The organism is uncultured Flavobacterium sp. (genome assembly GCF_963974175.1).
Taxonomy (GTDB): domain Bacteria; phylum Bacteroidota; class Bacteroidia; order Flavobacteriales; family Flavobacteriaceae; genus Flavobacterium.
Genome location: NZ_CAXBBR010000006.1, coordinates 185,956 through 200,400 on the forward strand (window position 1 = coordinate 185,956; position 14,445 = coordinate 200,400).

12 protein-coding genes are annotated in these 14,445 nt (G+C 34.9%); 11 read left to right on the forward strand and 1 reads right to left on the reverse strand.

All coding sequences use genetic code 11. The annotated features are described in order from the left end of the window. The first annotated feature begins 68 nt into the window (after positions 1–68). The 4 genes from thrA to AAC069_RS11585 all read left to right on the forward strand — a co-directional run bounded on the left by thrA (position 69) and on the right by AAC069_RS11585 (position 5,760). Positions 69–3,455 carry a bifunctional aspartate kinase/homoserine dehydrogenase I gene (thrA, locus tag AAC069_RS11570; RefSeq protein ID WP_339920624.1) on the forward strand — a complete coding sequence of 1,129 codons (3,387 nt, stop codon included), beginning with the start codon at positions 69–71 and terminating at the stop codon, positions 3,453–3,455. Positions 3,456–3,572: 117 nt separating this feature from the next. Continuing rightward, positions 3,573–4,007 (forward strand): OsmC family protein, encoded by a 435-nt coding sequence (locus AAC069_RS11575; RefSeq protein ID WP_339920625.1) that lies wholly within the window; start codon positions 3,573–3,575, stop codon positions 4,005–4,007. Positions 4,008–4,091: 84 nt separating this feature from the next. Beyond that, on the forward strand, positions 4,092–5,264 hold the full coding sequence (locus tag AAC069_RS11580; RefSeq protein ID WP_339920626.1) for an aminotransferase class I/II-fold pyridoxal phosphate-dependent enzyme: 1,173 nt from the start codon (positions 4,092–4,094) through the stop codon (positions 5,262–5,264). Positions 5,265–5,349: 85 nt separating this feature from the next. After that, positions 5,350–5,760, forward strand: coding sequence for an Rrf2 family transcriptional regulator (locus AAC069_RS11585; RefSeq protein ID WP_339920627.1), 411 nt, complete (start codon positions 5,350–5,352; stop codon positions 5,758–5,760). A gap of 76 nt (positions 5,761–5,836) precedes the next feature. Here the strand turns inward: AAC069_RS11585 and AAC069_RS11590 are convergent, their stop codons facing one another. Further along, positions 5,837–6,625 (reverse strand): sulfite exporter TauE/SafE family protein, encoded by a 789-nt coding sequence (locus AAC069_RS11590; RefSeq protein WP_339920628.1) that lies wholly within the window; start codon positions 6,623–6,625, stop codon positions 5,837–5,839. 325 nt (positions 6,626–6,950) lie between these two features. Here AAC069_RS11590 and AAC069_RS11595 point away from each other — a divergent pair, with 325 nt between their 5' ends. The 7 genes from AAC069_RS11595 to AAC069_RS11625 all read left to right on the forward strand — a co-directional run bounded on the left by AAC069_RS11595 (position 6,951) and on the right by AAC069_RS11625 (position 14,311). Further along, positions 6,951–7,652, forward strand: a complete 702-nt coding sequence (locus tag AAC069_RS11595) for a phosphoadenylyl-sulfate reductase (RefSeq protein ID WP_339920629.1) — start codon at positions 6,951–6,953, stop codon at positions 7,650–7,652. An 80-nt stretch (positions 7,653–7,732) separates the two neighbouring features. Continuing rightward, on the forward strand, positions 7,733–8,632 hold the full coding sequence (gene cysD / locus AAC069_RS11600) for a sulfate adenylyltransferase subunit CysD (protein WP_339920630.1): 900 nt from the start codon (positions 7,733–7,735) through the stop codon (positions 8,630–8,632). A 1-nt stretch (position 8,633) separates the two neighbouring features. Further along, complete coding sequence (locus AAC069_RS11605) at positions 8,634–9,365, forward strand: DUF2490 domain-containing protein (protein ID WP_339920631.1); 732 nt, start codon at positions 8,634–8,636, stop codon at positions 9,363–9,365. A gap of 102 nt (positions 9,366–9,467) precedes the next feature. Further along, positions 9,468–10,712 (forward strand): GTP-binding protein, encoded by a 1,245-nt coding sequence (locus tag AAC069_RS11610; protein ID WP_339920632.1) that lies wholly within the window; start codon positions 9,468–9,470, stop codon positions 10,710–10,712. 153 nt (positions 10,713–10,865) lie between these two features. Continuing rightward, positions 10,866–12,956, forward strand: coding sequence for a nitrite reductase (locus tag AAC069_RS11615; protein ID WP_339920633.1), 2,091 nt, complete (start codon positions 10,866–10,868; stop codon positions 12,954–12,956). Beyond that, positions 12,949–13,743, forward strand: coding sequence for a uroporphyrinogen-III C-methyltransferase (gene cobA / locus AAC069_RS11620; protein ID WP_339920634.1), 795 nt, complete (start codon positions 12,949–12,951; stop codon positions 13,741–13,743). Before AAC069_RS11615 ends, cobA begins: the two co-directional genes overlap by 8 nt. Further along, positions 13,730–14,311, forward strand: coding sequence for a bifunctional precorrin-2 dehydrogenase/sirohydrochlorin ferrochelatase (locus AAC069_RS11625; RefSeq protein WP_339920635.1), 582 nt, complete (start codon positions 13,730–13,732; stop codon positions 14,309–14,311). Before cobA ends, AAC069_RS11625 begins: the two co-directional genes overlap by 14 nt. Positions 14,312–14,445 lie beyond the last annotated feature (134 nt).

Consider the following 14,445-nt stretch of genomic DNA (forward strand, 5'->3'; position numbering starts at 1 on the left):
TAGTATTTACCTAGTTTTTTCTTTTTAATATTTCCAGATACAAATCAAAATCAATAAAAGATTTGAAATTGGAAAATAAACCAACACATATAACCATACAAAATTTCACCACACATAATGGTGCTTTTTATGCTACGCTAAACTTAAGTTTTCAGGTTTTTGGCGCTCCATTGCATACAGCCCCCATTATTTTAATTAATCATGCCTTGACCGGAAACTCGCAAGTAATTGGTGAATCTGGCTGGTGGAATGATATAGTGGGAGTAGATAAAACCATTGACACTAGAAAATATACCATTGTCTCTTTTGACGTACCAGGTAATGGTTTCAATTCGGCTACTATCGAAAATTACAGAGATTTTATAGCAAGAGATATTGCTAGGATTTTCATTCAAGGGCTTCGCGTTTTAAATATTGATAATTTATTCGCTCTCATTGGAGGTTCAGTGGGTGGTGGAATTGCTTGGGAGATTTTGGCCTTAGAGCCAAAGTTAGCTCAAAACTTTATTCCCATAGCTACTGATTGGAAAGCGACTGACTGGCTGATTGCTAATTGTTATTTGCAAGAGCAAATCCTAAATAATTCTAAAAAACCAATTGAAGATGCACGTATTCACGCGATGTTATGCTACCGCACACCAGAATCTTTCAAAGAGAAATTTAATAGAGACATCAATGTACAGCTAGAAACGTTTCAAGTGGAAAGTTGGTTGAATTACCACGGCGAAAAATTAGAAAAAAGGTTTCAGCTTTCGGCTTATAAAATGATGAATCAACTTTTAAAAACGATTGATATTACTCGGAATCACGAGTCATTAGAATCAATTATATCTAAAGTGGACGCCAATATATACATTGTAGGAATCAATTCAGACTTGTTTTTTACAGCAAAGGAGAATAGAGAAACCTATAACGAGATTAAAAAATTTAAAAATAATGTATTCTATAGTGAGATTGACTCACAACATGGGCACGATGCCTTTTTGATGGAATACGAACAATTAGACAATTTATTAGAAGTTGTTTTCAAAAATAAAAAGCAGATGAAAATAGTGAAATTTGGCGGTAAATCTTTAGCAAACGGCGAAGGTATCGACACCGTTTTGGATATTATTGAAGGTAAGATAAAGCAAGAAGAGAAAATTGCTGTTGTTGTTTCAGCAAGAGGAAAAGCAACGGATGAGTTGGACGATATTCTTACTATTGCAGCTAAAAACGGAAATTACAAACCACTTTTAGAAAGTTTTAAAGCATATCAAAAAGATGGTTTTGATGCAGTTGATTTTTCAACTGAATTTGATAAATTAGATAAGCTTTTTGAAGGCGTTAGCTTGATAGGCGATTATAGCGTGAAGATTCAAGATCAGATTTTAGCACATGGCGAAGTACTTTCAGCTAAATTATTAGTGTTTTTATTGAATGAAAGAGGTATTCCTGCAAAACTTGCAGACACCAGAGAATTAATTATAACCGATTCAAATTTTGGCGATGCACAACCATTAGATGCCGTTTCTAAGAAGAATTTCATCCAAGTTTTTAAAGAGAACAAAGATGTTGTTTTGGTGATTACTGGTTTTATTGGCTCTAATGCTAAACACGAAACTACTACTTTAGGTAGAAACGGAAGTAATTATACTGCATCATTAGTTGCCAATTATATCAATGCTGAAGAATTGCAAAACTTCACTCATGTTGACGGAATCTACACTGCCAATCCTGAATTGGTTTTAGATGCTAAAAAGATTGAATCTTTGTCTTATAATGAAGCAAATGAGATTGCTAATTTTGGAGCGAATATTTTACATGCCAAAACCATCATTCCGCTGTTAGAAAAAAATATTCCACTTCGAATTCTGAATACGTTCAATCACGAAAACAATGGGACTTTAATTACTTCAAATTCTAATGCGAGCGGAATTAAAACATTATCTGTTTTAGAAAATGTTTCTTTGGTAAACTTAGAAGGAAGAGGTTTGCTTGGAAAAACGGGAGTTGATGCCCGTATTTTTAGAGTGATGGGTGACAACGATATTAGCGTTAGCATCATCTCACAAGGATCTTCTGAAAGAGGAATTGGACTAGTGGTTGCTGCTGATAAAGCTACAAAAGCAATGATCGAATTAGAGAAAGAATTTGAAAACGATTTCTATTCTAAGGATGTCAATAAGATTACAGTGGTAGACAATGTATCTGTGATTTCAATAATAGGTCAGGATTTGAGTACATTTCATAAGCCGTACACAGCTTTGATAAAAAATAAAATTGTTCCTATTCTTTTCAATAATACAGTAACAGGTAAAAACGTGAGTTTAGTGGTTAAAAAATCAGAACTAAACAAAGCGTTGAATGTTATTCATGGAGAGATTTTTGGCGTAGCCAAGAAAATAAATATTGCCATTTTCGGACATGGATTAGTGGGAGGTACTTTGATTAATCAAATATTAGAGTCAGCTGTAGCTATCGAAAAACGAAAAGATATTAGACTAAATGTTTTTGCTATTGCCAATTCTAAAAAAGTATTGCTTAATAAAAAAGGAATTAACGCTAACTGGAAAAAGGAGTTGGATACTAATGGAATTGCATATACTTTAAATGATATTATTGAGTATGCAAATGAACATCATTTAGAGAACTTGATAGCCATCGATAATACGGCATCGGCAACTTTTGTAGAAAACTATATTCCGCTAGTTGATAGTAGTTTTGATTTAATTTCATCCAATAAAGTGGCGAATACATTGAGCTATGGCTTTTATAAAGAACTAAGAGGTGTTCTAGAAAAAAACCAGAAGAATTATCTATACGAAACAAATGTAGGAGCTGGATTGCCGTTGATTGATACGATTAAATTACTACATCTTTCAGGTGAGAATATCACCAAAATTAAAGGGGTTTTCTCCGGGACATTGAGTTATTTGTTTAACCATTTTTCAGCCAAAGATGTTCCGTTTAGCGAAATATTAAAAGAGGCAATCGATAGCGGTTTTACAGAGCCAGATCCAAGAGAAGATTTATGTGGGAACGATGTGGGTAGAAAATTATTGATTTTAGCCAGAGAATTAGACTTGCAGAATGAATTTGAAGAAGTTGCTATTCAGAATTTAATTCCAGAACATTTACGTGAAGGAAGTGCCGCTGATTTCTTGACAAAGTTGAAAGAGTTTGATCCTATTTACGATAAAATAAAAGCAGATCAAAAACCAAATCACGTGTTGCGATACATAGGGGAATTGTCTGGTGATTTGCAAAATGATAAAGGGATTTTGGAAGTAAAACTAGTTTCCGTACCTTCGGATACTGCTTTAGGTGGATTGAAAGGTTCTGATTCTTTCTTCGAAATATATACGGAATCTTATGGAGATAGACCAATTGTAATTCAAGGAGCAGGAGCAGGTTCTGCTGTTACTGCAAGAGGAGTTTTTGGAGATATTTTGAGATTATCTGATAAAGGGTAGAAAATTGTTCAGTTGCTGATTATTCAGAAAAATAAATAAAAAACCCGTTGTAATCGTTTTTAAATCCGCGCCATCCGCGTTCAAAAAAAAGCGTGAGCAACGTTCAAAAAACACAATATGAAAATTACATTAAACAGAGTAAACGACAACTTCCATTTCGAATTGAAAAACGAACGAGGCCATATAGTAAACGTAGACAGCCGTCCAGAATTTGGAGGTGATGATCAAGGACCAAGCCCAATGGAATTAGTGTTAATGGGAGTTGCCGGTTGTAGCGCCATTGACATGATTTCGATTCTAAAAAAACAACGCCAAGTGATAACATCATTCAAAGCTGAGGTAGAAGGAGAACGTGTTCAAGTAGGCGAAGCAAAACCCTTCAAAGACATCCATTTGGTTTTTTACCTAGAAGGAGATATAAAAGAAGACAAAGCGGCTAAAGCAGCACTACTTTCTTTTGATAAATACTGCTCGGTTTCTAAAACATTAGAGCCAACAGCAACAATACATTATAAAGTGGTTTTAAATAATGTTGAATTAGCTAAAATTTAAAAATAAAATTTATAGGTTTAAGGGAATGAGCTTGGGATTTATAAATTCCAACAACTTGAAACCTTAAACTTTAAACAAAAGAATATGAACGAAGAAGAATTTGGTTTTGAAACCGAAGCCATCCGCACCCAATTAGAACGCACCCAATATTTAGAGCACTCCGTTCCATTATACTTAACTTCTAGTTTTGTATTTGAAGATGCTGAAGATATGCGTGCCTCATTTGCCGAAGAGAAAGACAGAAATATATATAGCCGTTACAGCAACCCAAACACCAACGAGTTTGTAGAAAAAGTGTGCAAGATGGAAGGGGCAACTGCTGGTTTTGCTTTTGCTTCAGGAATGGCTGCGGTATATTCAACGATGGCTGCATTATTAAAATCAGGCGATCATATCGTTTCGTCAAGTAGTGTTTTCGGAGCGACGCATTCGTTGTTTGTCAATTATTTTCCGAAATGGAATATTCAAACATCGTATTTTGATATAAACGAGCCAGAAACTATTGAAAGTTTCATTACACCTGACACAAAGATTCTTTTTGCTGAATCGCCAACAAATCCTGCAGTTGATATTATAGATTTAGAATTGTTAGGGAATATTGCCAAAAAGCACAATTTGATTTTAGTAATCGACAACTGTTTTGCAACTCCTTATTTACAGCAACCTATAAAATGGGGAGCACATTTGGTGGTGCATTCTGCTACAAAGTTAATGGATGGCCAAGGAAGAGTTTTAGGCGGAGTAACTGTTGGTGACCCCGAATTGATTCATAAAATCTATTTATTTTCACGCCTTACAGGACCTTCTTTATCTCCATTTAATGCTTGGGTTTTATCAAAAAGTTTAGAGACATTAGCAATTCGTTTAGATAGACATTGTGAAAATGCTTTGAAAGTCGCTGAGTTTTTAGAACAGCATCCAAATGTGAATCGCGTAAAATATCCGTTCTTGAAATCCCATCCACAATATGAAATTGCCCAAAAGCAAATGAAATTGGGAGGTAACATTGTAGCTTTTGAAATAAAAGGAGGACTTGAAGCTGGACGTAATTTTTTGGATAAAATAAAGCTATGTTCGCTATCGCCAAACTTAGGAGATACCAGAACGATTGTTACACATCCAGCATCTACAACTCATAGTAAACTATCTGTTGATGAAAGATTAGCGGTGAGTATTACTGATGGGTTGGTGCGCGTTTCTGTAGGTTTAGAAACCGTGAAAGATGTTATCTCGGATTTAGAGCAGGCTTTGGCTTAGATTTTAGATTTGTGATTAACGATTTTTGATTGTAGATTTGGTAATATTATATTTACCCTAATTCAACAATCACAAATTGCTATAGATGCTTTCAAAGAAAACAAAATACGGAATTAAAGCGTTGACTTTTTTGGCGCGCCAAAAAGATCAAACACCTGTTGCTATTGCTGATATTGCAAAAAGCGAAAATATTTCGGTTAAGTTTTTGGAAAGTATATTATTGCTTTTGCGCCATTCAGGTTTTTTGGGTGCTAAGAAAGGGAAAGGCGGAGGATATTACTTAATTAAAGACCCTAAGGAAATCAATATGGCTAAGGTCTATCGAATTCTTGAAGGCCCAATCGCATTATTGCCTTGTGCAAGTCATAACTTTTATGAAAAATGTGATGATTGTAAAGATGAGGTTTCTTGTGCAGTACGCAAGTTAATGACGGAAGTGCGTGATAATACATTAAAAATATTAGAGAATAATTCTCTGGCAGATATAGCATTTTAATTCTTAGGTATAGCAATAAAAGACCCTTTCATTATTTATCTAATGAAAGGGTCTTTTTGTGTCAATTAATTATTTTTTAAACCATAAAAACAAGTTTGTAACCTACAAAGAATAACATTCCTGCAATAGCATTTCTAAGCAATAAATCGGGTACTTTACCACTTAGCATGCTCCCGATGAAAATTCCTGGAAGCGATCCTATTAATAATTGACCTAATAGTCCTAAGTCTAAATTCCCCATGGTAGCATGTCCTAAACCGGCAACTAAAGTTAATGGAACAGCATGAGCGATCTCAGTTCCAACAAGTTTAGGTGTTGCTAAAAGTGGGTATAAGAAAAATAAGGTAACGGTTCCTAATGCTCCGGCTCCAATTGATGTTAAGGTTACAGTAGCGCCTAATAAAACCCCTATGGCAACAGTCAATAAGTTTTGCGTTTTACTCTCACTATGGAATTTATCTCCTGAATGCTTTTGAGAGAAGTTTAAAAGCTTCTTTTTAAATAAAACGGCTATTGAAGTCATCAGTAATGCCCAACCTAAACTATATTTAATTACTGCGTTTAATGCCGTGATATCTGTTTTTATGCTATTTAAAATCCATAATGTTACTAAGGCCGCTGGGACACTTCCTAACGAAAGCCAACCTGTGATAGTCCAGTTAATATTCTTTTTTTTATGATGCACATATACACCACCCATTTTGGTAAATGCCGCGTACAATAAGTCAGTTCCAACAGCTGTTGAGGGAGGAATCCCGAACCATAATAAAATGGGCGTCATCAAAGAACCACCTCCTACACCTGTCAACCCTACGATAAAACCAACAGTTAAACCTGCAATGACTAATCCTATTTGAAAATCCATACAATTAATTTTTCGCCAAAATTAATAACTATTTGGTAATTATCCTATAGGAGAAGTAGACTAATTGAATTATATTTTAAAAATTAAATATTTGTTAGAATAGCATTATGTTTTTTAGGAATAATAGAAAAGTAATTGCGATTAATGTTTAATTCAACAAATAGTAGCGGATAAAGGTCTAATGTGCTTTTTTTGAGTCAGTAACGTCTAATGTGCTTTGGAATAAAAAATCAAAATTTTGTTTTGTACTTTGGAAATAAGTATTACTTTTGCCTTATAATCTACTAAACCGATAGGGTAATAGATTTTTATAAATACAAATAAAATGAGCACAACGATCGTACAAACATTAATAGAAAAAACAAAAGACTTTTCAATAGAAGAGGCTTTTACTTTTTTGGCAGATGAATATAAAGACAAAGTGGTTTTTTCTACTTCTTTTGGGCAAGAAGATCAAGTGATTACCGCCTTAATTGCAAATAGTAACACTGCGATCAATATTTTTACCTTAGATACAGGTCGTTTGTTTCAAGAAACGTATGATGTTTTTCATAAGACATTAAAAAAGTATAAAAAACACATCGAAGTATATTTTCCTGAAGCTGCTGATGTTCAAAACCTGTTGATCGCAAAAGGACCTAATAGTTTTTATGAGTCGGTTGAAAACAGAAAAGAGTGTTGTTTTATTCGAAAAGTAGCACCATTAACAAAAGCCTTAAAAGGAAATTCAGTTTGGATTACTGGATTAAGAGCAGAGCAATCAGAAAACAGAAATGATTTACCTCTTTTTGAATATGATTCGAAGTTTGAAATCATCAAATTCAATCCTTTACTAAAGTGGACTTTGAAAGAAGTGGAAGATTATTTAGAAAAAAATAATGTACCGCAAAATGCATTACATAAAGAAGGATTTGTAAGCATCGGTTGCGCTCCTTGTACCAGAGCAATTTCCGAAGGAGAAGACATAAGAGCCGGTAGATGGTGGTGGGAATCAAGTCACAAAGAATGCGGTCTACATCAAGGGTAATTATAAATTGTGAATTATAAATTATAAATGATTGTTGGAATCTTTAAATTTTTCAATCATTTAATCTTAAAATAATAAAAATGAGTTCAATATTAAAAACAAACGCATTAGAAAGCGAAGCGATATACATTTTCAGAGAAGTAATTTCTCAATTTGATAAGCCTGTATTGCTTTTTTCTGGAGGAAAAGATTCAATTACATTGGTAAGATTAGCACAAAAAGCATTCTTCCCTGCAAAAATTCCTTTTCCATTATTGCACGTAGATACAGGTCATAATTTTCCTGAAACGATAGAATTTAGAGACCGATTGGTTAAAGAATTAGGATTAGAGTTAATTGTACGTAATGTGCAAGATGCTATCGACGAAGGAAAAGTAGTCGAAGAAACTGGTAAATATTCTAGTAGAAACAGTTTGCAAACAACAACTTTACTTGATGCAATTGACGAATTCAAGTTTGATGCTTGTATTGGTGGAGCACGTAGAGATGAGGAAAAAGCTAGAGCTAAAGAACGTATTTTTTCTGTTCGTGATGACTTTGGTCAATGGGATGAGAAAAACCAACGTCCGGAATTATTTGATTTATTGAACGGTAAAATTGAAAACGGTCAAAACGTACGTGTTTTCCCAATTTCAAACTGGACAGAATTAGATGTATGGAGCTATATCGAACAAGAACAAATCGAGATTCCATCAATTTATTTTTCACACAAACGTAAAGTGTTCTTGAGAGACGGAATGATTTGGTCACACTCTCCATACGTATACCAAGAAGAAAACGAAGAAATTGAAGAGCGAATTGTTCGTTTTAGAACAGTTGGAGATATGAGCTGTACAGCGGCAGTTGATTCTTATGCAGCAACAATATCTGAAGTTGTAGGTGAAATTAGATTGTCAACTATATCTGAAAGAGGTGCCAGAATTGATGATAAACGTTCTGAAGCAGCGATGGAGAAAAGAAAACAACAAGGGTACTTTTAGAATGAAGTTCTTGAAAATTCTTTTGGGTATATTTCTTTTTAGTACTGGTGTAAATGCTCAAACTGAGAAAAACGTTGACAAACAAAGTTTACTCTGGATGCGATATTACAATCAGCTGGAATTAAATAATAAATGGTCTGTTCATACTGAGATTGATAATCGGATTTTTATAAATCCAGTAACCCAAAATACCTTTGTAAGTCGGGTTCAAGTGAGAGACAAGATAACAGATAAGCTGGAGTTAGGAGCAGGTTTTGCTTATTTCTCAGTGGCGACACAAGATCCTGAGGTTAAAACTGGATTTCATATTCCCGAATATCGATTGCAGCAAGATGCAACGGTAAAGCAGAGTCTAGGTAAAGTGAATCTAATTCATCGGTATTTATTAGAAGAGCGATTTGTTCATAATGCGAGTAAAATAATGCTCGAAGACGGAACCACGTTCTACTTAAGATTTAGATACCGAATTCAAGGAGATTATACTTTTTGGAAGAAAGAAAAACAATATCTAAAAGGAATTCTATCGGATGAAATAATGATTAATGGCGGAAACAAGATTATCAAAAACACATTCGATCAAAACCGAGTTTACGCAGCAGTACAAGTAGGAGTTAGTCAGGCAGTTGCATTAGAGTTCGGTTATTTGAATAGTTTTCAAGAAAGAGCAAATGGCGTAGATTATTTCAATAGAGATATTATACGATTTAGTTTCATCCATAAGGTTAAGATATAAAAGATATTCTCTAATGAGAGTTAAATAATAAGACAATAAAGTAACGTCTCGACTCCCCCTCCTTCGGAGGGGGTTGGGGGGAGGATTTAAACAAAATATAAAATGGAAGTTTTAAAAATAGCAACAGCAGGAAGTGTAGATGACGGAAAAAGTACATTAATCGGAAGATTATTATACGATACACAATCTTTGACTACAGACAAACTGGAAGCAATAGAAAAAAGCAGCAAGCAAAAAGGATATGATTATTTAGATTTTTCATTGGCTACTGACGGATTAGTTGCTGAGAGAGAACAAGGAATCACGATTGATGTAGCGCATATTTATTTTTCTACTGCAAAGAAAAGTTACATCATTGCAGATACTCCAGGTCACGTTGAGTACACTCGTAACATGGTTACAGGAGCTTCAACTTCACAAGTATCGATCATTTTAATTGATGCGCGTAAAGGAGTAATTGAACAAACGTACCGTCACTTTTTTATCAATAATTTATTGAGAGTAAAAGAGGTAATTGTTGCTGTTAATAAAATGGACTTGGTTGATTACTCAGAGGAAGTTTACAATAAAATTAAAGCCGACTTTGAAGCGCTAAATGCAAAAAGCACTTTCAAAGAACAAAACGTAAGTTATATTCCGTTAAGTGCTTTGACTGGTGATAACGTAGTAGAGTCTTTAGGCGGAATGCCTTGGTACGAAGGACAAACAATCCTAGAACACCTTGAAGCTTTAGAGCCAGCTGATGTGTACGAAAAAGGAAAAGCACGTTTTCCAGTTCAAACAGTTATCCGACCAAAAACAGAAGAGTATCACGATTTCAGAGGCTATGCTGGAAAATTATACGGTAACAATATTAAAGTTGGAGATGCGGTAACAGTATTACCTTCTTTAACAGAATCAAAAGTAACCAACATCCACTTTTTCGATCAACAATTTGATGAGGCTTCAGTTGGTTCATCAATTACAATTGAACTAGAAAATGATATCAATGTAACTAGAGGAGATATGATTGTAAAATCATCTGAATTGCCTAAAGTGGAGAAAGACATCAATACAACAGTTTGTTGGATGGATAGTAAAAAGTTGGTTGCAGGTGCAAAATATTTTGTACAACACAATACGAATCGAGTTTTAGCTAAAATCGACAGCGTGAAAAATGTGATTTCAACTGATTTTTCAGGAACTACAGAAGCATCTCAATTAGCAATTAACGAAATAGGAGAAGTAAATATCAAGTTAAGCAAAGCGATTTATTTTGATGCTTACAACGACAATAAATCAAATGGTGCTTTTATCTTAATAGATGCAGCAACCAATACAACTGCGGGAGTAGGGTTTATTCGATAAGAAGCCCCACCCCAGCCCTCCCCAAAGGGGAGGGAGAGATTGTAGATAAACTTTGTGGCTGTGAAGTTTATAACCAGAATATAACACAATAAAGCTCCTCAATGGCTCCCCCTCCTTCGGAGGGGGCCGGGGGGAGGATAATAGTAAATAGGTATGGAAAGTTTTAGAACCGAAATAGAAAATCCGATTGTTCAAAAAGAGATAATCGATTTAGAAAGAAAAATTGCCTTATTTAAGGACGGTAAAATTGATGATGAGCGTTTTCGTAGTCTGCGTTTAGCGCGTGGAGTTTACGGTCAGCGTCAAGAAGGCGTGCAAATGATTCGTATCAAATTGCCTTTTGGGAAGGTGACAAGCGAGCAATTAGTGCGTATTACTAAAGTTTCTGATGAGTATTCAACAGGACGTTTGCATATTACAACACGTCAGGATATCCAGATTCACTATGTGAGTTTAGATAGAACTCCGCAGCTTTGGGCGCAATTAGCAATCGATGATATTACGCTTCGTGAAGCTTGTGGAAATACCGTGCGTAATATCACAGCAAGTGAATTAGCAGGTGTTGATGTTGACGAACCTTTTGATGTGTCGCCTTATGCAGATGCGATGTTCCAGTTTTTCTTGAGAAATCCTATTTGTCAAGAAATGGGACGTAAATTCAAAATGTCATTTTCTTCTTCGGATAAAGATACGGCCTTGAGTTATTTACATGATTTAGGATTTATTCCAAAAATCGTAAACGGAGAACGTGGATTCAAAGTAATGCTTGGAGGAGGATTAGGTTCTCAGCCACATCACGCCGAATTATTGTCAGAATTTATTCCGGTGAACCAAATTATTCCAACTACCGAAGGTGTTTTAAGAGTTTTTGATCGTCATGGTGAAAGAGCCAAACGATTAAAAGCACGTATGAAATTCTTAATTAAAGATATTGGAAGAGACGAGTTTTTAAGATTAGTTGACGAAGAGAAAAAAGCATTGTCGTACCAATCATACGAAATTGACACTACGGCTTTTGATGGTAAAATTCCAACGACTTTATTAGCAGTGCCAAAGGTAACTATCGAAGATACAGCTGCTTTTGAAGCTTGGAAAAAATCGAATGTCATTGCTCAAAAACAAGCGGGTTATGTAGCTATTGGTATCAAAGTACTTTTAGGAGATTTTTATACGGATAAAGCGAGAGCTTTAGCTGATTTGATCAAAAATTATGGTGCTAATGAATTGCGTTTTTCACTAAAACAAAACATTGTAGTACGAAATATAAAAGAAGAAAACTTAGGGTTCTTCTACCAAGAATTAGCCAAATTAGATTTTGTAACTTTAGGTTACGATACCATTAATGACATTACGGCTTGTCCAGGAACAGACACTTGTAATCTTGGAATCGCAAGTAGTACTGGAATTGCAGAAGAATTAGAAAGAGTTTTAAAATTAGAATTCCCGCAATACAAAGAGAATAGAGAAATCACGATTAAAATTAGTGGTTGTATGAATGCCTGTGGACAACACAACATGTCGGCAATTGGTTTTCAAGGAATGTCTATCAACTCCGGTAAATTAGTAGCACCAGCCTTGCAAGTATTGCTTGGAGGCGGAATTTTAGGAGATGGTAAAGGACGTTTTTCTGATAAAGTAATCAAGATTCCAAGTCGTAGAGGCCCAGATGCATTACGTTATATCTTAAATGATTTTGAAGCGAATGCTAACGGAAAGTCTTTCTTAGATTATTATGACGCTCAAGGCGAAAAGTATTTCTACGAATTCTTAAAACCTTTGGCGGATGTTACTAATCTTACTGACGAAGATTTTATCGATTGGGGAAATGCTGATAATTATGTAAAAGCGGTTGGAGTAGGGGAATGTGCTGGAGTTGTAATTGACCTAGTAGCAACTTTAATTTTGGAAGCAAAAGATAAATTAACTTTCGCTCAAGAAGCTTTCGAAGATAAAAAATGGGCCGATGCGATTTACCTTGCGTATGCTGGTTTTGTAAATGGTGCTAAAGCTTTGTTATTGGCTGAAAACCAAAAAACAAACCACCACGCAGGAATCATCAATTTGTTTGATACTGTTTTTGTTGAAACTAGCAAAATCGCTTTAGATACCAATTTTAAAGATTTAGTATACCAAATTAATCAAAACGAACCTTCTGAGGCTTTCGCCAAAAAATACATACAGGAAGCAATTGCTTTCTTTCAAAATATAGAAACCTACAGAGCAAAAGATTTAGCTAATGCATAAAACAGTAAAACCCATAGTAACTTTAGTAGGAGCGGGACCTGGAGATCCAGATTTGCTTACTATAAAAGGAGCAAAAGCACTTGCTGAAGCCAATGTGGTTTTATACGATGCTTTGGCTAATGAAGAGCTGTTGAGCTATGCTCCTAAACGCGCATTGAAAATATTTGTTGGAAAAAGAAAAGGATGCCACGCGTACACACAAGACCAAATCAACCAACTAATTGTAGATAATGCCTTGACGTATGGTCATGTCGTTCGTCTTAAAGGTGGTGATCCTTTTATTTTTGGTAGAGGAAGTGAAGAAATAGACTATGTAGAAAGCTTTGGAATTCCTACATTTGTTATTCCTGGAATTTCTTCCTCGATCGCTGTACCTGCTTCTCAAGGGATTTCCTTGACAAAAAGAGGCGTTTCGGAGAGTTTTTGGGTAATAACAGGGACAACTTCGGCGCGAAAACTATCAACAGATGTGGCTTTGGCGGCTCAATCATCAGCAACAGTTGTTGTTTTGATGGGAATGAGTAAGTTAGACCAAATTGTGTCTATTTTTCAAAATGAATCTAAAGGAGAAACGCCAGTAGCAATTATTCAAAACGGAACGACTCCACAGGAGAAAATTGGAATAGGAACAATAAATTCGATTCAGCAAATAGTTGCCGACAAGAATTTAAGTTCTCCAGCGATTATCGTAATTGGAGAAGTAGTAGCTGATAGTAAGAAAAGCAACGGATTTTATAAAGAATTAAAATCCATTAGCAACAAACATGTAATATATGGAAAGGAATGAATTATATCCCATATTTCTAAAACTCAACAATCTTAATGTATTGATTGTAGGAGGTGGAAATGTAGGTTTAGAAAAATTGACATTCATGCTGAAATCCAGCCCTAATGCAAATGTTGAGGTAGTTGCTCCGCGCTTTTTGCCAGAGTTAGTAGAGTTGGTCAATAAGCATGATTCGGTAAAGCTGACCATGAAGAAATTCAAGAAAAAGATGCTAAAGAAAAGGCATATGGTTATTGCTTGTACCGATGATCTTGAAGTGAATAAAAGGATTTATGATTTATGTAGAGAAAGATATTTAATTTGTAATATTGCCGATACACCGCCACTTTGTGATTATTATTTAGGCGGAATCGTAACCAAAGGGAATGTAAAAATTGCCATATCAACAAATGGAAAATCACCTACAACGGCCAAAAGATTAAGAGAGTTTTTTGAAGAAGTAATTCCAGAAGACATCAATAAAATGGTCGAAAACTTGAATGAATATCGCAAAACTTTAAAAGGAGATTTTGAAGAGAAAGTTCAAAAGATGAATGAGATCACCCAAAGTTTGAAGAATAAAGAATAGATCAGAGAGAATAGAATAAAGAGCAAAGTGTTTGAATGATATTTATCATTTATTTTTGAGCGAATCATTCGTTCCTTTGTCAAAAGAATAATAAGTAATAATAAGTATAACAAAAGAAACTCCACCCAATCTCC